General features: G+C 39.7%; 26 protein-coding genes. 13 read left to right on the forward strand and 13 right to left on the reverse strand.

Annotated features, from left to right (window positions below; translation table 11 throughout):
- Positions 1–54 precede the first annotated feature (54 nt).
- Entirely contained in the window at positions 55–252 is a 198-nt protein-coding gene (locus tag HCZ11_RS00205) for a hypothetical protein (protein ID WP_167657286.1), read from the reverse strand.
- Between the two features lie 247 nt (positions 253–499).
- Here HCZ11_RS00205 and HCZ11_RS00210 point away from each other — a divergent pair, with 247 nt between their 5' ends.
- Entirely contained in the window at positions 500–1,237 is a 738-nt protein-coding gene (locus tag HCZ11_RS00210) for a peptidylprolyl isomerase (RefSeq protein ID WP_130052415.1), read from the forward strand.
- A gap of 324 nt (positions 1,238–1,561) precedes the next feature.
- Here the strand turns inward: HCZ11_RS00210 and HCZ11_RS00215 are convergent, their stop codons facing one another.
- Complete coding sequence (locus HCZ11_RS00215) at positions 1,562–1,975, reverse strand: MAPEG family protein (RefSeq protein WP_167657287.1); 414 nt, start codon at positions 1,973–1,975, stop codon at positions 1,562–1,564.
- A 166-nt stretch (positions 1,976–2,141) separates the two neighbouring features.
- Between HCZ11_RS00215 and HCZ11_RS00220 the strand changes: the two genes are divergently transcribed.
- The 3 genes from HCZ11_RS00220 to HCZ11_RS00230 all read left to right on the forward strand — a co-directional run bounded on the left by HCZ11_RS00220 (position 2,142) and on the right by HCZ11_RS00230 (position 6,105).
- A complete protein-coding gene (locus tag HCZ11_RS00220; RefSeq protein ID WP_167657288.1) occupies positions 2,142–5,027 on the forward strand; it encodes an insulinase family protein in 2,886 nt (961 codons plus the stop codon).
- 178 nt (positions 5,028–5,205) lie between these two features.
- Positions 5,206–5,610, forward strand: coding sequence for an NUDIX hydrolase (locus tag HCZ11_RS00225; protein WP_130052411.1), 405 nt, complete (start codon positions 5,206–5,208; stop codon positions 5,608–5,610).
- A gap of 3 nt (positions 5,611–5,613) precedes the next feature.
- Entirely contained in the window at positions 5,614–6,105 is a 492-nt protein-coding gene (locus HCZ11_RS00230) for a GNAT family N-acetyltransferase (RefSeq protein ID WP_167657289.1), read from the forward strand.
- Here the strand turns inward: HCZ11_RS00230 and HCZ11_RS00235 are convergent.
- From HCZ11_RS00235 to HCZ11_RS00245, 3 genes are read right to left on the reverse strand one after another with little or no spacing between them, the layout of a single operon-like run.
- Positions 6,088–6,699, reverse strand: a complete 612-nt coding sequence (locus tag HCZ11_RS00235; protein ID WP_167657290.1) for a membrane integrity-associated transporter subunit PqiC — start codon at positions 6,697–6,699, stop codon at positions 6,088–6,090. The genes HCZ11_RS00230 and HCZ11_RS00235 overlap by 18 nt on opposite strands.
- Positions 6,699–8,354: an intermembrane transport protein PqiB gene (gene pqiB, locus HCZ11_RS00240; RefSeq protein WP_167657291.1), complete on the reverse strand. Its 1,656-nt coding sequence runs from the start codon at positions 8,352–8,354 to the stop codon at positions 6,699–6,701. Before pqiB ends, HCZ11_RS00235 begins: the two co-directional genes overlap by 1 nt.
- Positions 8,351–9,589 (reverse strand): PqiA/YebS family transporter subunit, encoded by a 1,239-nt coding sequence (locus HCZ11_RS00245; RefSeq protein WP_130052407.1) that lies wholly within the window; start codon positions 9,587–9,589, stop codon positions 8,351–8,353. The genes pqiB and HCZ11_RS00245 overlap by 4 nt, the downstream gene beginning before the upstream one ends.
- A gap of 139 nt (positions 9,590–9,728) precedes the next feature.
- Between HCZ11_RS00245 and HCZ11_RS00250 the strand changes: the two genes are divergently transcribed.
- Positions 9,729–10,505, forward strand: a complete 777-nt coding sequence (locus HCZ11_RS00250) for an ABC transporter substrate-binding protein (protein ID WP_239977856.1) — start codon at positions 9,729–9,731, stop codon at positions 10,503–10,505.
- On the opposite strand, the gene HCZ11_RS00255 is transcribed toward HCZ11_RS00250, so the two are convergent.
- Entirely contained in the window at positions 10,494–11,294 is an 801-nt protein-coding gene (locus HCZ11_RS00255) for an acyl-CoA thioesterase II (protein ID WP_130052406.1), read from the reverse strand. The two genes, HCZ11_RS00250 and HCZ11_RS00255, sit on opposite strands and share 12 nt — an antisense overlap.
- A 238-nt stretch (positions 11,295–11,532) precedes the next feature.
- Between HCZ11_RS00255 and dnaK the strand changes: the two genes are divergently transcribed.
- Positions 11,533–13,455, forward strand: a complete 1,923-nt coding sequence (gene dnaK / locus HCZ11_RS00260) for a molecular chaperone DnaK (RefSeq protein WP_130052405.1) — start codon at positions 11,533–11,535, stop codon at positions 13,453–13,455.
- A 228-nt stretch (positions 13,456–13,683) separates the two neighbouring features.
- Positions 13,684–14,823, forward strand: coding sequence for a molecular chaperone DnaJ (dnaJ, locus tag HCZ11_RS00265; protein WP_130052404.1), 1,140 nt, complete (start codon positions 13,684–13,686; stop codon positions 14,821–14,823).
- A 60-nt stretch (positions 14,824–14,883) separates the two neighbouring features.
- Here dnaJ and HCZ11_RS00270 read toward each other — a convergent pair whose 3' ends face one another.
- The 3 genes from HCZ11_RS00270 to HCZ11_RS00280 all read right to left on the reverse strand — a co-directional run bounded on the left by HCZ11_RS00270 (position 14,884) and on the right by HCZ11_RS00280 (position 16,676).
- The gene (locus HCZ11_RS00270) at positions 14,884–16,014 is read right to left on the reverse strand and encodes an HlyD family secretion protein (RefSeq protein WP_130052403.1); all 1,131 of its coding nucleotides are present in this window, start codon (positions 16,012–16,014) and stop codon (positions 14,884–14,886) included.
- A gap of 3 nt (positions 16,015–16,017) precedes the next feature.
- Positions 16,018–16,362: a DUF3302 domain-containing protein gene (locus HCZ11_RS00275; protein ID WP_063703726.1), complete on the reverse strand. Its 345-nt coding sequence runs from the start codon at positions 16,360–16,362 to the stop codon at positions 16,018–16,020.
- A 77-nt stretch (positions 16,363–16,439) separates the two neighbouring features.
- Positions 16,440–16,676 carry a hypothetical protein gene (locus HCZ11_RS00280; protein ID WP_130052402.1) on the reverse strand — a complete coding sequence of 79 codons (237 nt, stop codon included), beginning with the start codon at positions 16,674–16,676 and terminating at the stop codon, positions 16,440–16,442.
- Between the two features lie 149 nt (positions 16,677–16,825).
- Between HCZ11_RS00280 and ybaK the strand changes: the two genes are divergently transcribed.
- Positions 16,826–17,287, forward strand: coding sequence for a Cys-tRNA(Pro) deacylase (ybaK, locus tag HCZ11_RS00285; protein ID WP_167657292.1), 462 nt, complete (start codon positions 16,826–16,828; stop codon positions 17,285–17,287).
- On the opposite strand, the gene HCZ11_RS00290 is transcribed toward ybaK, so the two are convergent.
- The 3 genes from HCZ11_RS00290 to HCZ11_RS00300 form a co-directional block, all read right to left on the reverse strand.
- Positions 17,284–18,540 carry a Y-family DNA polymerase gene (locus HCZ11_RS00290; RefSeq protein WP_130052400.1) on the reverse strand — a complete coding sequence of 419 codons (1,257 nt, stop codon included), beginning with the start codon at positions 18,538–18,540 and terminating at the stop codon, positions 17,284–17,286. The genes ybaK and HCZ11_RS00290 overlap by 4 nt on opposite strands.
- Positions 18,528–18,941, reverse strand: a complete 414-nt coding sequence (locus HCZ11_RS00295) for a LexA family transcriptional regulator (RefSeq protein ID WP_130052399.1) — start codon at positions 18,939–18,941, stop codon at positions 18,528–18,530. Before HCZ11_RS00295 ends, HCZ11_RS00290 begins: the two co-directional genes overlap by 13 nt.
- 63 nt (positions 18,942–19,004) lie before the next feature.
- Positions 19,005–19,439 carry a MarR family winged helix-turn-helix transcriptional regulator gene (locus HCZ11_RS00300; RefSeq protein WP_130052398.1) on the reverse strand — a complete coding sequence of 145 codons (435 nt, stop codon included), beginning with the start codon at positions 19,437–19,439 and terminating at the stop codon, positions 19,005–19,007.
- A gap of 112 nt (positions 19,440–19,551) precedes the next feature.
- On the opposite strand from HCZ11_RS00300, the gene HCZ11_RS00305 reads away from it, so the two are divergent.
- The 5 genes from HCZ11_RS00305 (at position 19,552) to HCZ11_RS00325 (ending at position 25,135) form a co-directional block, all read left to right on the forward strand.
- Positions 19,552–20,325, forward strand: a complete 774-nt coding sequence (locus HCZ11_RS00305) for a siderophore-interacting protein (RefSeq protein ID WP_130052397.1) — start codon at positions 19,552–19,554, stop codon at positions 20,323–20,325.
- Positions 20,326–20,392: 67 nt separating this feature from the next.
- Complete coding sequence (locus tag HCZ11_RS00310) at positions 20,393–21,388, forward strand: LLM class flavin-dependent oxidoreductase (protein WP_130052396.1); 996 nt, start codon at positions 20,393–20,395, stop codon at positions 21,386–21,388.
- Between the two features lie 182 nt (positions 21,389–21,570).
- Positions 21,571–22,527 carry a patatin family protein gene (locus HCZ11_RS00315; RefSeq protein WP_130052395.1) on the forward strand — a complete coding sequence of 319 codons (957 nt, stop codon included), beginning with the start codon at positions 21,571–21,573 and terminating at the stop codon, positions 22,525–22,527.
- A gap of 121 nt (positions 22,528–22,648) precedes the next feature.
- Entirely contained in the window at positions 22,649–24,058 is a 1,410-nt protein-coding gene (locus tag HCZ11_RS00320; RefSeq protein ID WP_167657293.1) for a sodium:alanine symporter family protein, read from the forward strand.
- Between the two features lie 27 nt (positions 24,059–24,085).
- Entirely contained in the window at positions 24,086–25,135 is a 1,050-nt protein-coding gene (locus tag HCZ11_RS00325) for a patatin-like phospholipase family protein (RefSeq protein WP_167657294.1), read from the forward strand.
- Positions 25,136–25,154: 19 nt separating this feature from the next.
- On the opposite strand, the gene HCZ11_RS00330 is transcribed toward HCZ11_RS00325, so the two are convergent.
- Complete coding sequence (locus HCZ11_RS00330) at positions 25,155–26,714, reverse strand: methyl-accepting chemotaxis protein (protein WP_167657295.1); 1,560 nt, start codon at positions 26,712–26,714, stop codon at positions 25,155–25,157.
- Between the last annotated feature and the right edge of the window lie 42 nt (positions 26,715–26,756).

Here is a 26,756-nt window from a genome sequence, read left to right on the forward strand (position 1 = left end):
AGTAGGTTAATTATGCGCATAGTTTAAACGACTTAAGTTTAAATTAAATGTCTTTTATAAATTTTTATTGTCATTTTCTACATTTAGTTGCCCTGTTGCGGCAAGTTGTCGGCGTTGTAGTTCTTGTTCTGCATAGTGTGATTTCTGATGATTATTGCCTACCATCCAGTTTAAAAAACTAGCTGGTAACTTACTGTATGGCTCACCTTGGTGTAGGCCAAAATCGCATATCGCGTTCTCTTCATTCGCCATGGTTATTTCCTGTGTGTTCATTGTTGTCGTGCAAATACTAACAAACTCTGTCTATTTGATAAGACGATTTTGATTTAATGTTCAAACTTTTTATAACCAAAATGAATACACTGTGTGAATATATGTAACTGAGTTGTAATTGCTTTGGCGTGTTTTGTGTAACTATTTTGTTTGCTATTTAAGCGCATATTATTTTTGTTTAAGCTTCAAGCAGTTTTATAATAAAAATTATCAGGAAAGATAAACAATGAAAAAACACTTACTTGCAACAGCACTATTAACAAGCTGTTTCTCTGCCAATGCTACAATTGTAGAAATGCAGACTGATCTTGGCAGTATTACTGTTCACCTTTATGACCAACATACGCCTGTTACCGTTGAAAACTTTTTAAATTATGTGGCTGACGGTAGCTATGATGGTACGGTAATCCACCGTTCAGTTGATAATTTTGTTTTACAAGGTGGTGGCTTTAAATTTGAAACTGATTTTACAGAAATTGAAACCAAAGACTCTATTATTAACGAGCCTGAACTATCGAATGTTAAAGGTACTATTGCAATGGCCAAAATTGGTGGCAATGCTAATAGTGCGACAAGTCAGTGGTTTTTTAACTTAAAAGATAACAGTGCTAATCTAGACCTGCAAAACGGCGGCTTTACAGTGTTTGGTGAAGTTACTGTAACAAGCATGGATGTTTTAGAACAAATTACATCTTTAGTCCACTGCGGCGAAATTCCTGTCGTAAATTTAAATGAAGATCAGTGCCCAACTACAACATCAGGTTTTAATGGTGAGAACTTATTTTATATAAATAGTGTCACTGTGGTTGATGATGATCCTAATTCTTCTGCTTCTTTATCACCAAAAGAAAATACATTAATTGATCAAGATAATTCATCTGATAACGGCGGAAGTAGTTCCGGTGGTAGTCTTGCGTGGATGTTATCTTTATTGGCCCTAGCAGGTTTTACTCGTCGTAAATAATTCCAACCAACAAAGTATACCCAAACCACCTCAAGATGCGAGTTTCAGTTGGAATTAAAAGCGATTTAGGCAAGGCATTGATTGCAAGTAATAGTGGTTCTATTGTTAAAATCAATAACGCAGTATAAATCGCTTTTAAACCAACCCTTTGGGCGCTTCACAGGCACTTACTCTCATCGTTGTTACTTCTTAAAAGGGACTGCCATTCTTGCAAAGTAACGCCTTGATATTAAGCACCTGTGAAACGCTGAATTCTGCATCTTGAGGTGGCTTGGGTATATATAAGGCGCTAAAAAGCGCCTTATTTTTTGATGTTCCTGATTATTAGAAGATTCTTACTAAAATTAGAACCCACATTATTAGCATAATAAAGCTACTGACAACGAAACTATAATAGCGAGATTTTAAGGTATTTGATGTTAAGTGTATTACGCTATGAATAATTCTTAATACAACATAAACCCAAGCAAGTGCAACAAAAACAGTACCCACAGCATTTACTTGCAGGGCTGTTAAACACGCAATAAAAAACAGCACAGGCATTTCGAATTGATTAATAAAGTTACGATCTGCTACGCGAACGTTATCCCCAGCCTTTTCAAGTTCCATTGTTAAGAAGTCTTTCATTTCAATAGTTTTTTGTTTTGCTGCACGAAAACGACGTTTACCCATAATGTACATCACAGTAAAAGTCAGAAAGACCTGAGTGAACATTGCTACAATTAGCCACTTTTCCATAGCTCATCCTTTGTTGTAATTATTGCTATTAATCTTAACCGTAAGTACTGCATTTTCACAATGTGTTACAAAGTTTTGCTGTAACTTAGCTGAAAAGCATTGAATTGCGGCGCTCGAAAACACATGATAAATAAAAATTTATTCAATTTCTAATGGATACAAAATAATGAAAAAAATAATAGGACTTAGTGCAATCGCATTTGCAGTGCTAGCAGGTTGTTCTTCTACTTCTACCACAACGCCTCCTGCTGCTAATACTAACCTTATTCCTGATTCGTTGGTAATCAGTCCAAACGACACCCGCGAATATAAAACATTAAAACTCGATAACGAAATTGATGTAATTCTAATTTCCGATCCAAGTGCTGAGAAGTCAGCTGCTGCACTTAGTGTTGGTGTTGGTTTATTGCACGACCCTATGTCGCAACAAGGTATGGCTCATTATCTAGAGCACATGTTGTTCCTTGGTACAGATCGTTACCCAGACACTAAAGGTTACAGTGATTTTATGACTAAAAATGGTGGTGCACATAATGCTTACACCTGGTTAGATATCACAAACTACATGTTCAAAGTTAATAACGATGCCTACGACGAAGCACTTGATCGCTTTGCAGATTTCTTTAAATCACCAAAGCTTTACCCTGAATACACAGACAAAGAAAAAAATGCGGTAAACGCTGAGTGGTCAATGCGTCGTGAAATGGACTTTTTTGGTCAGTTTAAACTGGCACGTCAAATGATGGGCTCACATCCTGCAAACCGCTTCTTGATTGGTAACCTAGAAACCTTAGGGGATAAAGAAGGCAGCAATTTACATAAAGAAACCGTTGCTTTCTATAACAAATATTATTCATCGAACATTATGAAAGTGGCGATGATCTCAAATCGTCCACTGGCTGAAATGGAAGCAAAAGCTAAACAGTATTTTGCTGATATTGAAAATAAAAACATCGAAAAACCTACTGTGACTGATAAGTTAGACTTTTCTGTTGCTGGCGGAAAGCGTGTTTACTACTCACCAAATGAAGATGTAAAACAGCTACAGTTAGAGTTCACAATTGCAGATAACAGTTCACAATTTGCTGTAAAACCAAATCGTTTTGTTTCTTATCTTTTAAGTAACGAAATGCAAGGTAGTCCTGCACAAATTTTGCGTGATAAAGGCTGGGTATCACGTTTATCAGCTTCAGATGCACCAACACAATATGGTAACTACGGCAGCTTAACGGTTAATATTGAATTGACTGATGCTGGCATGCAAAACCGCGAAGAAATTGTCGCTATGGTTATGCAATACATTGCGCTTATTAAAGAGCAGGGGGTTGATAGCAAATACTTTAATGAAATTCGTACCTCTCTAAATAACGAATTTCAATTCCTCGAAAAAGGTGATGAGTTTGGTTATGTGAGTAACCTTACTGATAGCATGCAAAAGTTCCCTGTGAACAACGCAATAAACGCACCTTACTATTATGCTCAGTTTGATGCAGATGCGGTGCAAAATGTACTTTCGCAATTAAATGAAGATACTTTACGTATTTGGTATATTTCAAAGCAAGAAGAAACAGATTCACAGCTACATTTCTATGATGGTAAATATCGTATAGAAGACATCAGTGAAGCAGAAGTTGCAAGTTGGAACAAACCAAGCGAATACGCTTTAGCATTACCAACAGTAAACCGCTTATTACCAGAAAGCTTTGCAATTAAGACTGCTGAATTTAAACAACAAGCGCACCCTGAACTGGTATTTGATAAGCAAGGTGTTAAAGTTTGGCGTCAAGCTAGTCAGCAGTTTGCTGAGCAACCAAAAGGCCTTGTAGAAGTTTACATCAATACGCCAGATGCCCTTGTGAATGTAAAATCGCAAGTTCTTTACTCAATTTGGGCTGATCTTTATAACTTACAACAAAGTAAATTAAGTACAGAAGCAGCAGTTGCCGGTATGAGTTTAGGGTTACAACCAAGTAATGGCCTAGTGCTATCGCTTAGTGGCTTTACAGATAAGCAAGATGTGCTTCTAGCTCAGGCTCTTGAAAATCTAACGTTAGATGTGTCTGAAGAAGGCTTTGCACAAGCTATCGATCGTTTTAAGCGTGATTTACTAAATCAGCAAAAGCAGTTCCCTTTCTATCAAGCATTTGGTGAGTACTCGAAGCTTACTCGTAGCGGTAAATTTGATACTGAAACCTTGATTGCAGCGGCAGATGCGCTAACTCTTGCAGATTTTGCTGCTATCAAGCAATCAACTCTTGCTGCAAATGATTTACGCGTATTCACGTTTGGTAATTATAACCAAAATGACGTTGAATCTATTGCTAGTAAGCTAACAGCTATTCTGCCTAAAGGTCATAAAGCAACGGAGTTTGCCAGAAGCAAAGCATGGTTACCTCAACCTGGTGAGCGCATTGTGCTGCAAAAAGATATCGATGTAGCTGATGTGGCTATCATTGATATGGTTGTTCACCCAACTCCTGGCTATAAACAAAAAGCGCAAGCGCAAATCTTACAAAGTCACTTTAGAACCGTTGCGTTCGATAAGTTACGAACAGAAGAACAACTTGCTTATGCAGTTGGTGCTTTAGCTCGTCCTATTGAAGATTATTCTGCTTTAGGCCTTTATATCCAAACACCAGTGAAAGGCCCTAAAGAAATGCAAGCGCGTTTTGATGAGTTTAAGAAGCAATATGCTGTAGAGCTTGATAACATGACAGAAGAAACATTTGCACAACTTAAAAATGCAACTCTTGTGTCTTTAAAAGAGCAACCTAAGAACCTAAGTGATGAAATGTCACCGCTGATTTCTGATTGGTACCGTGAGAACTTTAAGTTTGATTCTAAGGAAAAGCTTATCGCCGAAGTTGAAAACGTAACCTTGGCAGATCTTAAAGACTACTACAAGAAAACCATGCTAAATGATCAAGCTTCGCGTTTGAACATTCAAATGCGTGGTAGTAAGTTTGCTGATAAACCATTCGCAGATCTTAAAAACCAAACTAAAGTCGACAGTTTAGAGACTTACTACAAAGGAATTAAATTCCAAAAGTAACTTAATAGTTGATAAACAAAAGCCCAAGCAATTGCTTGGGCTTTTCTTTTTTCGAAAAGTAAACTTAGGAGAAGTAATCCTGAATATATTTTTAGTCAATAAGAATTTTTATTGTGGGGATAATTACTTTACACTCATCAATTATGTCGCATAGTTATTTAAATTGAGCAAAGAGTTTATGGCTTTTTCAGATACTTACAGGCTCAGTAGTCATGCAGTTATCACCAATAGTCAAGGTCAGGTGTTGTTACTAAAAGCTAACTATGGTCAAAAAAGTTGGGGGCTACCTGGCGGGGCTTTAGATAAAGGCGAAACCATTCATCAAGCGCTACTGCGCGAATGCCAAGAAGAACTTAATTGCGACGTTGAAATAGGTTATTTAAGTGGTGTCTATTATCACACTGTGTTCAACTCACATGTGTTTATTTTTCGTGCTTATATGGATGATGATGCTGAGATAATGTTAAGCAATGAGCATACTGAATATCGTTATTTCCCTATTGATGAGCTTTCAACAGTTCAAAAAGAGCGAGTGCTTGATTGCCTTAATTTTACTCATGAAGTCGTCAGTAAGGTGTTTTAACAAGTGTTAGATATATATTTAAGGGCAGGGCATCCAGATGATGCCACCTTTATTGTTGAGCTATTAAATCAAGCAACATTTTTAGAGCATATCGGCAATAAAAATATAAATACTCCAGCACAAGCTGAACATTATATTCAACAAACGTTTATAAATAGCCACCAGCAATTTGGGTTTGGTAGTTACATAGTATGTTTATCTGATGGTACACCTGTTGGCATGGTGGGTCTCTTTCAGCGAGATGCGTTAGCTATTCCTGATTTAGGATTTGCACTGCTAGCCAAATATGAAGGCAAGGGTATAACAACATCAGCTGCAAAGTTATTGCTGGCTAAAAAGCATGTATTAGAGTTTGGTATACTTACAGCAATCACCTCGCAAACAAATATTGGTTCGCAGAAAGTTTTACAAAAACTTGGTTTTGAGTATATCGGTGATGTCATCATTAACGAAGACAATCAGCCACTAAAACTTTTATTAAAGAGCAAGCTTTGAAATGTCGCTTGCTACTTGTTTGTTGACTTTAAGCCAAGAAGATTCAAGTGTGGCAACAAGTCCTTCGTAGTCACTCTCTTTTAAAGGCGTAAGCTCATTAAAATAGTTTACAGCTTTTAATTTTCGGCCCGTGTCTGGCGTTGTATAGTACAAGCGCCAAAGCCCAGCAATGTTGGCATTACCTTTCTCATCACCGTTAAAGTGATGTAGTTCAAATTCTAATTCATAAAAGCTTTGCTGATCTAAATCAGTAATTACAGGTAAACCTTTTATTACCATCCAATTATTAAGTTCAGTGTAAAGTTGTTGATGGGCACTTGCAGTTAACATTAAATCAGGTGATTCACTCCATAGGTGATAGTTAGCAGCGTTCACTCTGTTGTTATCTAATACCATAGCAATACCACGATTATTTAGCGCACCGCGTAATTGTACCGTGTTAATCCTGAGTTGAGCTTGAGTGTTCTCAGCTAAGCGTTGCATTGTAACTATTGGTTGCGAAAATTGATAATACTCAATAGTTGAAAACGAAGTTTGGCTGCAGGCCGATAGTAATAGCACTGATGCAATTGAAGCACAGAGTTTATAGTTCATTATTGTTTCCTCGGCGTTGGATCTGCTGGTAGCTCTTTATCAAAAATCAACATATTAGGTTGCTGGTTTAAGCCACGAGTGAGCGGTTGGAGCTCTTCACTTAAACGTTTAAATTCAGACAATGTTGTTTGCAACTGCTGGTGGAACGTTGAACCTTGCTCGTAGCTTGCCATGGTTCTTTCAAATTGTTTCATGGTTTTATCGAATTGTTGCATGCTCTTTGTCATTTCTGCAAAGTTGCGATTAATATCACCCGGTAAGTCTTGAGTATCTTGTTTATTTAGTAGCTCTCTCATGTCTTGAGCAAGTGCTTGATACTCGGCAAATGTGGTCTGCATTTGCGCTAAGCTATCTTCAATTTTAAGGTTATTAACTTTATTCAATACATCAGATACTTGGTCGGCTAATACTGTTATGCCGCTCGACACACTAGGGAATACTGTGTACTCAGCTATGGTCTTTAATTCGGCGGGTTCTGCGTTATCATATATGTCTAAGTCGACATACACAGCTCCGGTCAATAAATTACCTGGTTTCAGCGAGGCACGAAGGCCGCTCTTGATCCAGCCATCTAAACTTGAATGCCAAAACTCACGCGCTGCAGTGCTGTCGTGGTATAGGCGACCATATTCAATTTTTACAAGGGCAGGTACTGCGGTGTTATCGGTTCTAAAGTGCGCAGGTTTGCCATCTATGATTACACTTGCAGGTGCTTCGACCACACTACCGATGCGCATACCTCGGTATTCAACGGGGGCGCCTGGGCGTAAGCCACGAATTGATTGTTCAAAGTCTATTAAGTAATAGTCAAAATCATAAAAACGTTCCTCAAGAGCAGCTTTATAACTATTACTTAATGAAAAACTATGGCCATTACTGGCAACTTCACCGGGTGCTTGCTGTTCAGGAATACCAACTGAAATTCCCCCTTTTAGTAGTTTGCTTAATGAGCCAGTATTTACATTAATACCATCAGCCGACAGGTCTATTTCAATGCCTGAGTTAACCCAAAATATGGAATTTAAGGTGATCAAATTTTGATAAGGCTCCTTGATGAAAATACCATATTTCATCGCTTGGTTTTTCCAATCAAAGGTTGCTGTTTCTATTTGACCAATTTTATAATCTTTGAAGTAAATGCCAGTGCTGACATCAAGCACCTCTGCGTTATAGCTAAGCAGTGTAAAGCGTCCACCTTTAACATCTTTACCAATTAATGCTGGTTCATCCTGAAGTTCAAAACTCTCGGCAAGTCTTTTACTCTCTCCGGGTGCAAATTCTAAATACACCCCTGACAGTAAGGTACTCATTCCGCTTATACCGGTATCATCAATACGTGGTTTTACAACCCAAATTTTTGCATCATCTGTGAGTAGGTTGTCATAATGTTTATCAATTTGTGCACGTGCTATTACACTATTTTGTTTATCAGACAAACGTACATGGTCAATTTGGCCAATCTTCACGCTACGCACTTTTATTTCTGTCTTACCAGCCACAATCCCTTCTGCATGAGGCATTTTTATAAAGATGGTGGTGCCTTTATTCGCTTGATACTGGTACAACATCCATGCGCCAATTAATAAGGCAATAACTGGTATGATCCAGATTGCTGATATATTTGGCGCTGTTTTTATTTTAGCAGTTTCGCTCATGCCAAGGTCTCTTGTTTCGCAGTACTTAAATTATCTGGGTTATCCCACAATAAACGTGGATCAAATGCATGGGCTGCCAACATTTGGCAAATAACCATGGTAGTAAAAAAGATTGTGCCAATGCCAGGGGTGACCGACATTAGGTTTCCTAGTTGTACTAAGGCTACTAGAATCGCCACAACAAATACATCGATCATTGACCATTTGCCAATAAATTCAGTCAATTGATATATGCGTGTATAACTTTTTGTTTGCCTGTTTGCAGGCCTCATAACCATAAAACACAAAAAACTTAAAATAAGCGCTTTTGCTAGAGGGACAACTACACTCGCTAAAAAGATAATCATCGCGATGGGGTAAGATCCACTATTCCATAAAATCATAACCCCACCAATAATAGTCGATGGCATCTCATCGCCAAGACTCGTTGTATACATAATTGGGTAGACATTGGCTGGTATATAACAGGCGACTGAGGTAATTAACCAAGCTGCAGCTTTTTGCACACTAAATGGGTTACGGCTGTATGTTTTAGAGTGGCAGCGTGAACAGGTTTTTGTTGCACATAGCTGTCCACATACATGACAAGCTCTTAAACCTTGATCAATTGCACGCATATTCGGTTGTGTTTGTTCTATATAGTCAGGCTCTTTTAGTTGGTGCCACAAAGAGTGTTTATTTAATTTTGCTGTAACCGCTACATAGCAAATTACAAAAGCACTGTAAGCCCAAAAGCTCACACCAAACTCGATATCGGCCATCGACATAATTTTGACCATGCTCACCATTACGCCTATTAAAAAAATTTCCGACATGATCCAAGGTTCTAACGCAAAGGTAATTTTTAATATTCTTTTTCCCCATTGGTATGGTAGCGCTTTTAGTAAACCTAAATGCAGAGGAATTATTAGTACCAATAAAAGTAGGGGCAGACCGATAATACTTGTGTCAATGAACAAACCTAAAAAGTCGTTGTCGTAATTAAAGAGTATTCGTGCGGCATCGGGTAAGGTGATTGTTTGGGTAATACCGCTACTTGTAAAAGATAGAAATGGATAAAACATACTACTAAAGAGCATAACGATAGCACTTAAACTCAGTGCGACAACCATGCTATCTTGATTAGCTTGCGACGCCGAAAGCTTTGTATTGCAATGTGGGCATAATGCCACTTGTTTTGCACTTAAGTGTGGGATCTCTATAACAAGATCGCAGCTAGGACAGGCTGTTTGCAAACTTATGGTCTCTTAAACAAGAACTTAGTTTAGTTTGCATCAAATAGTGTATAAATTCAAATGCACCTTTGTTCAATATAAGCTAATATTTGTACAAAGTGATTACGCTTTTTAATACAGTTAATTTTTAAGGTGAGCAGTGAAGCAATTATTTATCCTTTTAATGTTGTTTGTTAGTGTTAAAGGCGAGTGTTTATCAGAGCCAAATACGCAAAAGCCAATTATTGTTGCTGCAAGCTCCTCTTTACCTCCTTATGTTATTGAAGACACGAACAGCGGAATCCAACTCGAAATACTAAAAGCGGCTTTGAAATCTCAAGGTATTTCTAATATCGATATCCATTACATGTCGAATAAGCGTGCTGAGCAACAGCTAATGCATGGTAAGGTTGATATTGTACTTAACTTTCCTGATGCACTTACGACACGAGTCTATAAAAGTGACGAACTGCTGCGCTACCAAAATGTAGCGGTCAGCCTTGCTAATAAAGAGTTAAAAATTAACAGTATTTATGATTTAGCGGGAAAGAGTGTTTTGGCGTTTCAAAACGCAACCAATTTTATTGAAGCACCATTTAAATCGGTTACCAATATTTTACGCTCATACGAAGAAGTCGTTAATCAAGAAGCACAAGTTGATCACCTTATGAAAGGCTGGGTTGATGTTATTATTTTAGAGCGTCGAGTGTTTTTGTATTATTTTGAAAAATACAAACAAAGCGGTGAAGTAAAACCGTTTGTTGTGCATGCAATATTTAAAGAAGCACCAAGACCTGCGTATTTTCATAGTAAAACGTTAAAGAATGTCTTTAATTTAGGTCTTGATGAGATCATTGAGTCAGGCGAATATCAAGCTATTATTCGCCTTGATGGAACTGAATATGCCCAGCTTTTAAATTCTAAGTTACGCGAATAACGCAACGGTCTGGCGACTGAGAGCGATAAGTTTGCCATCTTCACTCCAAATACAGCCATCTTCTAGACCGTAGCCATCTTTACTATGATGTGTAATTGCTTCATAGCCAAGCCACCCGTTATGGGCAATGGCAGGTTCTTCTACAAATTCAATGTACCATGACATGCTACTCGCCGGTGCTGGTTGCTTATACATTTGCAACAGGGTGGGTGGCCATGCATCTGCTAACGCGATTATATGTGCCTCTTGCATCTGTTCTGGTATGTGCTTGAATTTCATCCAACCGCCTAAGTGAGACGTATCTGAGTTAGTAAATGGCATATTGCCTTGTTGTAAGCAAAGGGAAATATGTTGGAAGAAAGCTGGCATCTGCCCTTCTAAATATGGAAGAACAAATTGCTCATTCACAGGAGTTAGTTGCATTGTTTTTGTAACATCAACCTTAACTCCTGATTGTCGTTGTGCGCCAAAACAGGCTTGAGTTATTACACAGACTTCACCACCCTGAATCACTTTTGCTAGTACTTGAGCGCTATTCTTTCCTTCACGTAATACGTCGACATCAATAGTAAAGTCAGTTTCGGCAAGAAGCGGTCCAACAAAATTAGTGCTTAATGAAAGTAGCCTACGAGAACTATCAATATGTTGACGAATTGCTTGGTAGAGTAGTGCTGCAGATAAGCCACCAAAGGCAGTTCTACCTTGGCACCAATTTTCTGGAAACTGCATCACTTTTGTGTTGTCTTTACCAAGCTCTGTTGCCATTGCGAGCAATTGTTCAAAATGCATAATTTTCCTTGTTATTTATCATACTTATTTTCTTATAGCATAGCTAAGCTCATCAGACCAGTTTGTTTGATTTTAAGAATGTATCTGAAAACTTATTTTTTTGAGGAAAAAATGCCCATTTAGAAAATATTTCAAAAAAAAGTATATTTTTTTCATTTTTACAGTTGAATTCAGTTTCCTGCACCCCTATTTACTAGTCATCGAACGTTTTAACGAATTTTGAAGTTGGAGAAGATTCATGGGTAGAATTATTGGAATCGATTTAGGTACTACTAACTCTTGTGTAGCAGTACTAGACGGTGATAAAGCACGTGTTATTGAAAACGCGGAAGGCGATCGCACAACACCATCGATCATTGCTTATACGCAAGACGGTGAAACATTAGTTGGTCAACCTGCAAAACGCCAAGCAGTAACGAACCCAACTAACACATTATTTGCAATCAAGCGTCTAATTGGTCGTCGTTTTGAAGACGAAGAAGTACAACGCGATATCGGTATCATGCCTTTTAAAATTGTAAAAGCTGATAACGGTGATGCATGGGTTGAAGCACGTGGCGAAAAACGTGCTGCACCACAAATTTCAGCAGAAGTGCTGAAAAAAATGAAGAAAACAGCAGAAGACTTCCTAGGTGAAGCGGTTACTGAGGCAGTAATCACAGTTCCTGCATACTTCAATGACTCACAACGTCAAGCTACTAAAGATGCTGGTCGTATCGCAGGTCTTGAAGTTAAACGTATCATCAATGAGCCAACAGCCGCTGCACTTGCATACGGTATGGACAAAAACAAAGGTGAAAACGTTGTTGCAGTATATGACTTAGGTGGTGGTACTTTCGATATCTCTATCATCGAAATCGACGAAGTTGAAGGTGAGCACACGTTTGAAGTTCTTGCAACTAATGGTGACACTCACTTAGGTGGTGAAGACTTTGATAACCGTGTTATCAACTACTTAGTTGAAGAGTTTAAGAAAGATCAAGGCATCGATCTTAAAAATGACCCACTTGCAATGCAACGTGTTAAAGAAGCTGCTGAAAAAGCGAAGATTGAACTTTCTTCTGCACAGCAAACAGAAGTTAACTTACCGTACGTGACTGCTGACGCAACTGGTCCTAAGCACATGAATGTTAAAGTTACTCGTGCAAAACTTGAGTCACTTGTTGAAGACTTAGTAACTAAGTCAATCGAGCCACTTAAGCGTGCACTAGCTGATGCTGATTTATCAGTAAGCGACGTAAATGACATCATCCTTGTTGGTGGTCAAACACGTATGCCTTTAGTACAAAAAACAGTTGCTGAGTTCTTTGGTAAAGAACCTCGTAAAGATGTTAACCCAGATGAAGCAGTTGCAGTAGGTGCAGCGATTCAAGGTGGTGTTCTAGCTGGTGACGTTAAAGACGTACTACTACTTGACGTATCTCCGTTATCACTAGGTATCGAGACTATGGGTCAAGTAATGACAGCATTAATTGAGAAAAACACGACGATTCCTACTAAGAAATCACAAGTTTTCTCAACAGCTGAAGACAATCAATCAGCGGTAACGATTCACGTACTACAAGGTGAGCGTAAGCGTGCAAGCGACAATAAATCTCTAGGTCAATTTAACCTAGAAGGTATTCGCCCAGCACAACGTGGTACACCTCAAATCGAAGTAACATTCGACGTAGATGCGGACGGTATCTTACATGTATCGGCTAAAGACAAAGATACAGGTAAAGAGCAGAAGATCACAATCCAAGCTTCTTCAGGTTTAAGCGATGAAGAAGTAGAAAAAATGGTTCGTGACGCTGAAGCGCACGCTGAAGAAGATAAGAAATTCGAAGAGCTAGTAGCGACTCGTAACCAAGCAGATGCAATGGTTCATGGCACACGCAAGCAAATCGAAGAAGCGGGTGATGCATTACCAGCAGAAGATAAAGAAGCAATTGAAGCTGCGCTTACTGAGCTAGAAGCTTCGATTAAGAGTGATAACAAAGAAGAGATTGAAGCGAAAACTCAAGCTCTAGCTGAAAAATCACAAAAGCTAATGGAAATTGCACAAGCTAAAGCACAGCAGCAACAAGGCGGTGCGGATGCTGGTGCACAGCAATCTTCTGCAAAACAAGACGACGATGTTGTTGATGCAGAGTTCGAAGAAGTGAAAGACGACAAGTAATTGCTTGTTTCGCTTCTGCCTAACGCAATAATGGCTGCTTTGTTTAGCCAATTAAGTTAGGATGAAATGATTGAGGCGCGCCAGCGATTTCGCTTGACGCGCCTTTTGCATGTATATAAACGGTAAATTGATAAGAGACCAATCTGCTTAGATTTAACTTAACACGATTGGTATGAATCGATTTATCTTACGCAGTGTAGCTGCAGTAAAAAGAGTAGTGTGATAGATATGTCAAAAAGCGATTATTATGAAGTTCTCGGCGTGAGCAAAGATGCCAGCGAACGAGACATAAAAAAAGCGTATAAGCGCTTAGCGATGAAATATCATCCAGACCGTACAGCAGGCGATAAAGACCTTGAAACTAAATTTAAGGAAGTAAAAGATGCCTACGAAGTACTGACTGATCCGCAAAAACGTCAGATGTATGACCAATACGGCCATGCAGCCTTTGAACAAGGTGGCGGCGGCCATGGCGGTGGCTTCGGCGGCGGTCAGGGTGATTTTGGCGATATTTTCGGTGATGTGTTTGGAGATATCTTTGGTGGCGGCGGTGGTCGTCGTCAATCTCGTCAACAACGTGGTTCAGACTTACGTTACAATATGGATTTAAGTCTTGAAGAAGCGGTTCGTGGTAAAGACGTTGAGATTAAAGTTCCAACATGGGTAAGCTGTAAGCCGTGTGATGGCAGTGGTGCAAAAGCAGGTTCTAAACCAAAAACGTGTACTACTTGTCATGGTGCAGGGCAAGTACAAATGCGCCAAGGTTTCTTCGCGGTTCAGCAAACCTGTCCTACGTGTCAAGGTACGGGTCAAATTATTTCTGATCCTTGTGACAGCTGTCATGGTCAAGGTCGTGTAGAAAAAACTAAGACCTTATCAGTGAAAATTCCAGCTGGTGTTGATACCGGTGATCGTATTCGTTTATCTGGCGAAGGTGAAGCGGGTATGCATGGTGCGCCTGCAGGTGATTTATACGTACAAGTGTCTGTGCGCGAACACCCTATTTTCCAACGTGACGGTAATAACCTGTATTGTGAAGTACCTATTGGCTTCACAACAGCTGCACTTGGTGGCGAAATTGAAGTGCCAACACTAGATGGTCGCGCAAAGCTGAAGATTCCATCAGAAAGCCAAACGGGCAAAATGTTCCGTATGCGTGGCAAAGGTGTGAAGTCGGTTCGCAGTGGCGCACAAGGTGATTTGATCTGTAAAGTAGTTATTGAAACACCGGTGAATTTAAACGAACGTCAACGTGAGTTACTTGAAGAGCTTGAGCAAAGCATGGGTAAAGATGGTTCTAAAAACCGTCCAAAAGAAAAAGGTTTCTTTGACGGTGTAAAGAAATTCTTCGATGACCTAACTAAGTAACTTTAGTTAGATAGTAAGAAGGCGCTAATTAGCGCCTTTTTTTATTGGTAATTGCCTACTTTAGTGATCTAAGAATAGGTAGTTTTGCCAACTTTTCATTCTGATCAACACTTTACGCATCACTGAGACATGTTCGAAGTGTTCAGAATAAACAGCTACCTCAGTGCTTGTTCCTTGTGGAAGATGGTACTGGCTCATATCATCTGTAATTTTTAAGGTGACAATAGCGCGGCCTTGACGGGCAAAAAACTCACTGCCCATAAGTGTGCCTTGTGCTTGTACTTGTCCCTCACCAATAGCGGGTAACACATCGATTACTTCGCCCGCAAATGTTTTACCAGGAATTGCTTTAAAGATAAAATCAGCTTTATAGCCTGGTTCAAGTCTTAATAGCGAATTTTGTCTAAACGCAGCCACATAAACAGTGTCTTCTTTGTGCACAAAAGTCATTACCGGACGTAGTGGCATAGGGACCGCAATCATCCCAGGACGTAATGTAAGTTGTGTAACATAGCCATCGGTTGGTGCATGTACGCGGGTGCTATCTAAGTTAAATTGTGCTTGCTCTAAATTAGCGCGAGCAGCAGCGATTTTGGTTTGTTCGCCGTTTATTTCTGATTCAAATGCCAGCTTCTGACGTAATTCTTCTGCTTGTGCTGCTTCATAACTTGCCTTTGCTGCTAAGTAGACTCCTAATTTATTATCCACTTGGCCTTTTGAGTAGGCGCCGCTTTTTGCGCCTTTTTCATAGCGCTCGTATTCTTTCTTGCTGCGGTCATATTCAGCTTTAGCCATCAGAGCACTTGCTTGCGCTGATTTATAGGCCGCTTCCAAACCAAGAACTGACTGCTTTGCATCTTGTAAAGCCGCAATTGCTTGATTTAGTTTTGCTCGATACAAGGTGTCGTCTAGACGAAATAGTAAGTCACCTTTCTTAACTGGCTGATTTGGCTTCACTGCAACTTCTTCTACCGTGCCACGTACATTTGGCACAATCGGCGTTGTGACATAGGCACTGCTAGCCATATTTGAATGTGGGTGGTTATAGTTCATTAAAAGAATTAAAGCACCAATCAGCACCACACCACCGAGTACTGCTGTGGGTACGGTCCATTTATTAAGCGGGATCTTAAAAACTTTAAATATGCCTATGCACAATGCGGTATATGTGAGTATTAATAACAAATCCATATTTTATTTCTCTTTATTATTCGATTGAGCATTAACCTGTGCTTGTAGTGCTGCGACTGTTGCTGTCAGACTAGCCACCTTCTCAGCTAAGTCTTCTTGTTCCTTTTGAATCTGGTTGAAGCCCCAACCGCGGTCATCACGCCATAATGTGGCCCAAACCCATAAAAATGGCCACAATACATGCAGTGTAAATAGGCTAACCCAGCCTGCATAATGGATGGCATCTTGATGAGGGTGATTACGTTTTTTCGCAATTTCGTAGGGAATATCGTGGATAGCGATTACACCATAAAATATTACAACCGTCACAAACACGAGCATGACTAGCGCAAAGTAGTCTAAAAACATGTACTTTCCTTTGTTTAACTTATAATCAATTTAATAATACGTGAAATTTATCTAATTCCTAGTCGGTATTTTCAGATTTAGTTAAGCACAACGTAGTAGTCTGTATCGGCAAGACAGCGACATAAAGTCACATCTTCTGAAAATGTTGTGCTTTGTATTTTACCTTTTTCTAAGCCAAGCGTATGGCATTTGCTTTGACAATTCATGTAGGCATTCCATGCGAGGTATTCGTTGCACACAAAATTAACTGCATACAAAAGGGTGAGTATGATGAATAATTGCTTGGCTAGATACAGCCCTGTGCGTCTAGACATACTTGTTACCTTGCCCAGGATTCATTATTCAAGTGTAGTTCAATTAGAGCCATTAAGTGCTTTTTGAAGTCGTTTTTCTATTGCCTTATGTTCCTTTTTCACGATATGTTTTATAAGTTACAGAAAATTAATCAGTTATAGGAAAATCAATGACGCCGGCTATAAACTTATTAAAAAAGAAAGGCATTAGTTTTGATGTGCTCAGCTATCAGCATGAGCCTTCACAACAACAGTTTGGCCTTGAAGCGGTTGAAAAATTGAATCTTCCTGCTGAGCAAGTATTTAAAACCTTAGTACTCGAAGATACAGAACATCAACTCTTAGTTGCTATTGTCCCTGTTAGTCAGCAAGTTAATTTGAAAATGTTGGCAAAGGCTGCGTGCGTTAAAAAAGTGCAAATGGCTCCACAACAGAAAGTCGAAAATACGACTGGTTATATTTTAGGTGGTGTAAGCCCACTTGGTCAGAAAAAACGTCTTTTGACCTATGTTCATGAATCTGCACAAGAATTTGATGTTATGTATGTCTCGGCTGGTAAACGTGGTTTAGAAATTGCCCTGTCTCCGCAGGATCTTTGCAGTTTACTTAATGCTAAATTTGCTAATTTTTAGCAATGTATTTTTGGTAGGTTATGCCACCGAGTTGTGTAGTGAGGCGATAGATACTCACGCTTCATATGCCAACGAGTTGTGGGTGTTTGGCTGGCTATCGCAAGCGTACCAACCCCATAACGAGCATTGATGTTATCAAGGCACTGCATCAGTTTAGGGTTATCTATAGGTGCTTGAAATAAATCTGGTTGCTGAAACATTTGACTTGATAACTCAAGTGCACCCACACCACATTTGTAAAATTGCACACCAGGCTTATAGAGGTGTTTAAATATCTCGCTGATGGCATTCGCAAACACGCAGCTATCAGCTGTGGCGACACTGAACTCATAAATATAAGATTTTTTATAATAGTCGTCTTGATGAGGCGAGCTGGCGACAAACAGTAATAAGCGTTTAGTTTGTGAGCCTTGCGTACGCAGCTTTCTTGCCACAATAGTGCCGTGATTGATCAGTGCAGTTTTTAGCGCTGTGGCATCAGTGATACGTTCCCCAAAACTGCGGGTCGAGAAAATCTCTTTTTTGTCTTGGCGCACTTCATCCCACGCTAAACAACTTTTACCACGTAACTCGTTCACTGTTCGCTCTAGGACTATACTGAACAAGCGTTTCATTTTTCGTGGCTCTTGCTCAGCTAAATCAAAAGCCGTATTTATATTTATTGCTTTAAGCTTTTTAGCTAAGCGTCTGCCAACTCCCCATACATCTTGTACATCCATCGCTTTTAAAATGGCTAACCGTGAAGGTTCCGAATCAATCACTGCAACGCCATCAAAGCCGGGTAGCTTTTTCGCTGCATGATTAGCCGCCTTAGCAAGGGTTGCTGTTGGGCCAAATCCAACACCGACTGGCAGCTTTGTTTCGCGCCACACGGTACGACGAATATCATGGCCATAACTATGCCAATCGTGAACAAAGCTGGTGAAACCTGTAAAGTTTAAAAATGACTCATCTATAGAGTATATATGTTGGTTATCGCAAAAGCGGCCAATTACATTCATCATCCGCTCGCTTAAATCGGCGTACAGCTCATAGTTAGATGAGCGGATCACTACTTGGTTATCTTCGAGTATTTTCTTTACTTGAAAATAAGGCTGAAACTTTGGAATAGCCAGCTTTCGTGCGATTGGACACACGGCACAAATACAGCCATCGTTATTGGTCAGTACAACGACAGGTTTACTGCGAATTGCTGGATCAAACACTTTTTCTGCGCTGGCATAAAAAGCTACGGCATCGACTAAGGCGTACATGATAATAACTCTTTACTACTGCGATGTAAGCGAATAGAGCGAGTGACCACGCCTTCTAGTTGAAATTCATCAGATTGACGTAGTTGCACTGCAGGGTATTTGGGCGATGCTGATAATAACTGTGCATTGTGTTTATCTAACAGTTTACAGACAAATAAACCATTTAGATTTGCCACAATTACATCGCCATTTTTAACGTCTTCGGCGCGATCAACCAGCAATAAGTCGCCATCAAAAATCCCCACACCTTGCATTGATTCGCCAGAAGCAATACCAATAAATGTTGCATCAGGGTGCTTAATCAATAGTTGATCTAATGATAAGCCTAGCTCTTTGTATTGTGCTGCCGGTGATTCAAAACCACACACGCCAGCTTCGATATAAATAGGAATAACACGCATAACAAAACCACTATACTGTATGTCTGTACAGTATAGTGGTTTGTGGTTATCTTGCCAATAAGATCACGGGGTGTTGTTATTGATATTTTCGATCATGGTTGTGGCAATAGCGATAAAATTACGTACTTGTTCATCAGTTAAACCTTGGCAAAGTTTAGCATCGACCTCTTGCTCTGCAACTTCTAAGCGCGAGAACAGGGCGTTACCTTGATCAGTAAACGATAAAATTAAACAGCGCTTGTCATTTTCGTCGGCACATTTATAGACCAGTTCAAGCTTTATAAGCTCTTTTACTAAGCGTGCTATTTGTGCTTTATCACGGCCTGTTTTGGCGACAATATCATTCGCGGTACAGTGCTGTGTTTGGGCAATAATATGTAAGCAGCGTACATGCAATGCGTTAAGACCAAGCTCGTTGGCGTTAATTGCTTCTCGTACAGTGACACGATAACTTTGTGCCAGTGTAAATAAAGCAGAAGAAAGAGAAGTTTGTGACATGGCTTACCTAAATTATGCTAGTTGGCATTAGTTGACATAATCAACTAAAAGTGTATAGTTGACTATATCAACTATTGGGGCGTTGTGCAATTTAACCAGCTAGGAGACCAACATGGCTAGAAAAGTTCGTCGTGCAACTGTATTAAGTACTACGCGTATTTCCCCGCATCTACAAAGAATTGTCGTTGGATCAGATGAGTTTGCCGATTTCCCGCAAGACGCAAAAGGTGCGTACGTAAAAGTACTGCTACCTCACTCGGGTGAATCTAAGGTTGAACTTGATCTACAAGCTAAGCGTCCTGCATTAATGCGCTCTTATACTATTCGCAATATTCATCCTGTTAACGGTGCAATTACCCTCGACTTTGTAGTTAACCAGCACATAGGCGTGGCAAGCAACTGGGCACAAAATGCGGTAGTAGGCGACGAGGTAGGTATTGCAGGACCTGGGCCTAAAAAACTCACCGACTTAACTCAAACACATTATCTAATGTTGGCTGATTTAACTTCAGTGAATGCAATAAATGGCTATTTACAAGTATTACCGAAAGACGCAATTGTTGATGTCATTATTCACGTTGCAGATAAAGCTGATATCATCGAGCTTGAGCAAATTAAAGCTAACACTCAGCACAGCATTAAATGGCTAGTTACAAAAAAGCCTGAAACAGAACTACTCGATCAAGTAATACGATTTTGTGCAGGATATAACACACAACCTATGGTATTTATGGCATTGGAAGCAAGCTTAGTAAAATCTGTGCGCCGCTTAATAACAAACCGCTTTGCTGTTGACCATGAGCATATTGTTGCATCAGCATATTGGAAGCGAGGTATTGATGCCGATGGCCTAAAGGTGGAAAAACAGCAACAAAGTCGTGCTTAATTAGCATTTGAAAAATAGTCATTCGCTCTCATTTACTAAATATAATGAGTTTAATTTTGGAGAGCGAATGTCTGACCTTACCAACACGCCTTTTTCATTGCTTGAGTTGAGCCCAATGAAAGAGCACGAAACAGTTTCGCAAACATTAGCTAATAGCGTTACTTATGCACAAACAGCTGACAGACTTGGCTTTAATCGGTTTTGGATGGCAGAGCACCACAATATGCGCGGTATTGTTTGCGCTGCAACCTCAGTACTGATTGGTCACATAGCAGGTAAAACCCAGAATATTCGCGTAGGTGCGGGTGGGGTGATGTTACCTAATCATCCACCGCTGGTGGTTGCTGAACAATTTGGTACTCTTGAAAGTTTATATCCCGGTCGAATTGATTTAGGGCTTGGCCGTGCTCCAGGCAGCGACCCAATTACCAGCCGTGCCTTGCGCCGAGACGAACAACGCGCTGAACACTTTAATGATGAAGTAACTGAGCTTCAAGGTTTGCTTGGCCCATACAAAGGTGATTCACCAGTACGTGCAATCCCAGGTGAAGACACGAATGTGCCTATCTGGTTACTTGGCTCAAGCCTTTATAGTGCACAATTAGCTGCTAAAAAAGGCTTACCATATGCATTTGCAGGACATTTTGCCCCGCGTTTTGTTGAAGATGCTATTGCATTATATCGCAGAGAGTTTCAACCATCCGAAGTGTTAGATAAGCCATACGTAATGCTGGGCTTACCTGTTGTAGCCGCTGACACAGATGAACAAGCACGATTTTTATCAACAACCGCGAAACAGCGCATTTTAGCACTTATGCGTGGTAAGCCGCTTTGGCTTAAAGAACCTGTAAAAAGCATGGATGGTTTATGGACAGCGCAAGAAAAAATGCAAGTAGAAAACTTTTTAGGACTTTCTGTCGTTGGTGATCAAGCGAGCGTTAAGCATAAGCTGAGTATGATTAAACAGACGCTACAGGTTGATGAGTTTATTTTTACTAATGACCTGTATGATTTGAGTGACAGACAACATGCGCTAGAAATATTAGCAGACATCATGAACTAATACAGTCAAACGAATGATGAAAAACATGATGCGTATAACGATTTATTATACGCATAAATTGGACTCTGACACTCATGCAATAAACGGTTTTATAGATTGAAACAATTTAATTATTCCGTTTTAAGGATTGAAATTAACTTTATACAATACATTTATAAACTATTACCCTAGGAAGGTGCACCGTGAAATCTCAAACAATTGCCGCAGTAGAACCCCAATCAAAAACAGCATTAATCGCTGAGGGTGGTGGGCAACGAGGGATTTTTACAGCAGGTGTGCTCGATGCATGGTTAGAAAACAATTACGATCCATTCGATTTATTCATTGGCACATCGGCAGGCTCACAAAATTTAACGAGTTATTTAGCGCGTCAAAAAGGCTATGCAAAACGTTTGATCAGAGGGCTTTCTCGTCATAAACGTTTTTTCCAACTTGGCCGTGGGCTGTTTGGTAAAAGCATTGTCGATCTTGATTGGTATTTTGATAAAACCAAAGAAGTAAACCGTGCCCTTGATTTTAAAACAGCAACGCAAAGCCTAGGCAATCGCGAACTATTGATCACAACTACTAATGCGGCTGACCGTAAACCTTATTACTTGAGCCCAAATGGTGAAGATATGCAATGGTTGGCACTGTTAAAAGCATCAAGCGCATTACCGTTTTTATATAAAGATGGGGTTAACTTAACTCCTTGGCTGACAACTAAAGCTGCGAACGATGCAATTATTCAGAGCTCTAATACTGATTTAGTTCATGATATGTATCTAGATGGTGGTTTAGCAGCTCCATTACCAGTAAAAGAAGCCTATAATCGGGGAGCCCGAGATATTGTGGTTATCCGCACTGTGGATGAAAACTTTCAAGTTCAGTCAGAGTGGATGAATAAGATAAAATCGATAGTACGTGTATCGGGTTATTGTCCTAAAACAATCGATTATTTAGTACAGCACGAACAAGCTTATCAAGATGAACTTGATTTTATTGCCAATCCTCCAAGTGATGCGCGGATCACGCAAATTTTTGCAGGCGATAAACTACGCAGTAAGCTACTTGGTAGTACAGACTATGATCTACGCTACGATCACAAATTGGGATTAGCGGCGGGTCGTGAATTTTTACAGCAACAACTGCTAAATTAGTCGGGCGTAAGTTCGGTTAATTAATCACATTGCCTACTTGAGATATTTGTAAATAGAGTTAAAGTGGTTAGCTATTCACTTTTTGTGATTTGTTATTCTATAAGAAAAATAAAGGCTTGCCATGTTTAACACTTTGGTATCGACAATCAATGGTCTTCTCTGGGGAGAAGGCCAAATTCTTATCTATATTCTTCTGTTTGCCGGAATCTGGTTTTCGGTGCGACTTAAAGCGATTCAATTGGTTAAATTTCGTCATATGTTTAGCCTATTAAAGACGAGTAGCAGCACAGATAAAAACTCAATCAGCTCGTTTCAAGCCTTATGTACTGGTCTTTCAGCCCGTGTTGGTACTGGTAACCTTGCTGGGGTTGCCGTTGCTATTTCATTAGGTGGCAGCGGAGCAATATTTTGGATGTGGGTGATTGCCATTTTGGGCATGGCCACAGGCTTTGCCGAAAGCGTACTTGGGCAAGTGTACAAAGTAAGAGATGCTAATGGCGAATTTAGGGGCGGGCCAGCTTATTATATTCAACAAGGGTTAGGTAGTAGGGCGCTTGCGGTGAGTTTTGCCTTTTGCTTGTTTCTTGGGTATGGCTTTACGTTCAGTGCTATGCAGACTAATACAATTACTGATGCTCTCAATTACGCATTTGAAATTCCAACATTGTATTCAGGTATTGTGATCACAATACTAGCAGGCTCAATTATTTTAGGTGGTTTTAAAGCGATCGCCCGCTTTGCTGAACGAATTGTGCCAGTAATGGGCATTTTATTTGTGCTAGCCGCTATCATTATCACCTTGCTTAATATTGGTAAAGTGCCCGAGATGATTGAAGATATCTTACTTTCAGCCTTTGGCTTACAAGAAGCTGGAGCCGGGGCTATGGGCGCAGCAATAAAAAATGGCATTCAGCGTGGCCTATACTCTAATGAAGCTGGCGCCGGTAGTGTACCGCATGCATCAGGCTGCGCATCGCCAGTTCCGAATCATCCGGTCACTCAAGGCTATATTCAAATGCTTGGGGTGTTTTTTGACACCATTGTATTGTGTAGTTGTACTGCGGTAATTATTCTACTGGCTGATATTGATATAAGCGGCGAAATGGAAGGAATACGCTTAACTCAATCTGCAATGACAGCGCATATGGCTGCTGGTGGCATTTACTTTGTAGCGGCTGCGATTTGTTTATTTGCGTTTACTTCTGTGGTTGCAAATTATGCCTATGCAGAAAGTAACCTACATTTATTTAAGCTTGATAATAAACTTGGCCGTGGCATTTACACCTGTTTATATTTATCAATGATGATTTGGGGAGCTTCAGCAACTATTAAACAAGTGTGGGATCTGGCAGACATTGCTTTAGGTTTAATGACAGTGGTGAATGTAATCGCTATTATACGCTTAACGCCAACCATCTTATCTGTGACAAAAGACTATCATAGTCAACGTGAAGCAGGGCAAGAACCGAGCTTTGATTCTGAAAAAGTGCAGGTTCAAGGTCAAACAGAGCAAGGAATTTGGCGCAAATAAGCTAAAACAATAACGAGCAAAGTAACCATGATAGATATTTACGCAGGGCCAAGTGCTGCAAAAGTTATTCAAGAGCAAGGCCTATCTGCCGATTTGTTTAATACCTTTTTAGGGGCAAGCGGCGGGCCAAAGTGGTTTACTTTATTTGGTCTGGATAAATATCTATTTGGTGAATTTTTTAAAGACCGTAGCACACCTTTAAACTTATTAGGGTCAAGCGCTGGCGCGTTTAGATCTGCCTGTTTTGCACAAAACGATCCTGTTGCTGCTATATCAAGATTAGCAAAGTCATATTCTGAAACACGTTATTCATCCAATAAAGCAAAGCCTGAAGAAATAACAACAAAAGCCCGAGAGTTGTTACGCTATGTGTTTGCCGAAAAAGGCATTCAAGAAATTATTAATAACCCAATTTTTAAAGCCCACTTTATAGTTGCAAAATCGAATGGATTTACAGCATCAGAAAACAAAGTAATGCAATTAATGGGTTTATCAAAAAGCTACTTACTAAACAGAATGAATAGACGTTTTTTAAGTAAGCAATACGAGCGTTATGTGTTTCAGCCTGCTGATAGTCAGTTATCATTTTCAGATAACAATACTTTTAATACCCATACTATAGAGTTAAACGAAGATAACTTACCGGATGCTTTACTTGCTTCGGGCTCTATTCCATTAGTAATGCAAGGCATTAAAAATATAACAGGAACACCGCCTGGTATGTATCGCGATGGTGGTATCATCGATTATCACTTTGACTTAAATATACATAATGATGGGCTTATTCTATATCCACATTTTAATAGCAGCCCTAAAGCAGGGTGGTTTGACAAAAGCTTAAAGCGCGGTATAACCTCAAGTAACTATGATAAGGTGGTGATGATCACCCCATCAGCTGACTTTGTTGCTTCATTACCCTATGGCAAAATCCCTGATCGTAAGGATTTTACTGAGCTTGGTGCAGATACACGGATAAAATATTGGCAGCAGGTATTCAAAGAAACCGAACGGCTAGCAGATGCTTTTGATGCAGTGTGTACTAAAACGCACACACCGAAAGTAAACCTTATCAATTAAAATAAAACATTGATAGCCGTTATTTAAACTGATTAATCAGCGCAGTCTGCTCAGTAACTTTACTGAGTAACGCTTCGCATAACTGCTGTGAAGTATGGCCAAGCTCAGTACATTTATGAGCAAAATCTTGTGCTGCGGTTAGGTTTGTAGCAATAACCTGACTCGCAGTCAGTTGCTCATTCATAGCATGAGCTATAATACTATTGAGCTCACTTAATTTTATTGATTGTGCTTTTATGTGGTCCAAACTATCACCGCTTTGATGTGCAAGCTCTACACTTTTAGCTGACAAGTTTAGCCCGTCTTTCATGGCAACTTGGGCTTCCTTTGAAGCATGAGTAAGTTGATTCAATACATTGTTTATCTCTTCTGTTGATTGTTGAGTTCGTGAGGCCAGTGCACGTACTTCACCTGCAACAACCGCAAAACCTCGGCCATGATCACCCGCTCTGGCAGCTTCAATAGCCGCATTTAAGGCAAGTAAATTAGTTTGATCAGCAATAGCGTTTATTTCAGATAAAATTGCCACAATATGTTGGTTACCTTCTATTAAGTTTTCTAATTGGCTACTAGCTGTCTTAAGCTTTTTATCAAGCTCGCTGATTGAGTTTATGGTTTGCTTGACCGCAAGTGAGCCTTCTTCGGTTGCTTGATTAGACTCTTCGGCAGCTTGATTAGATTGTTTAGTACTTGAAGATAGTTCATTAATAGACGCGGTCATTTGTTCTGTTGCGACAACAATTTGAGAAACTTCATCCGTTTGTTTATTTAAAAGCTCAGTAACATTATGGCCGGACTCTGCACACTGCTGAGCATTTTGATTAACGCCCATGGTCACATCATTAACACGGCCAACGACAGCCTTTAATTTAGCTTGTTGCATCTCTAAAGCAAGATTTAAAAAACCAGAAAGATCATTGGTACCAGAATAGAGGTAAGCCATTAAAGGATTATCGTATACTTGTTTTGCTTTACTGATCAGCGCTAAGTATTTTTGACGCCAAAAATACATGAGCCCATTAGCTGATGCTAAGAGGAGTACAAGTAAACAGTTAAAAATATCGAATCTAGAACTAAATACGCCAGCCAACGAACCTAAAAAACTAATGAGTAATAGGGCACTTATGTAAAGAGTGGCATCGAACTTTGCCGCAGTAGCATGGGATTTTTGATTATCGTTTATTTTAGCGTATTCCGCTGTTGCTCTTTGTACAACATCATCGCTTTGCTTGGTTCTTACAGATTGAAACTCAACAGTACGACCACTTTTATCTTTAATTGGTGTTACAAAGGCATTCACCCAATAGTAATTACCATTTTTACAACGATTTTTAACGGGCCCCATCCAAGATTGACCATTTTTAAGGTGTGTCCATAAATCAGCAAAAGCAAGTTTTGGCATGTCTGAGTGGCGAACGAGGTTATGAGGCTTACCCTCCATTTCATCAAGTGTATAGCCAGCTATTTTACAAAATTCATCATTGGCATAAGTAATAAAGCTTTGTAAATCTGTAGTCGATAAGAGGATGTCAGATTCAGAAAATTTAACTTCGGTATCGGTTTTAATTCTATGTTTCACGTCAAAATCATCCAAGTACAGCTTTGGTTTCAGAAAGTTAAA

The sequence above is a fragment of the Pseudoalteromonas sp. HF66 genome (assembly GCF_011806445.1).
In the GTDB taxonomy this organism is placed as follows: Bacteria; Pseudomonadota; Gammaproteobacteria; order Enterobacterales; family Alteromonadaceae; genus Pseudoalteromonas; species Pseudoalteromonas apostichopi.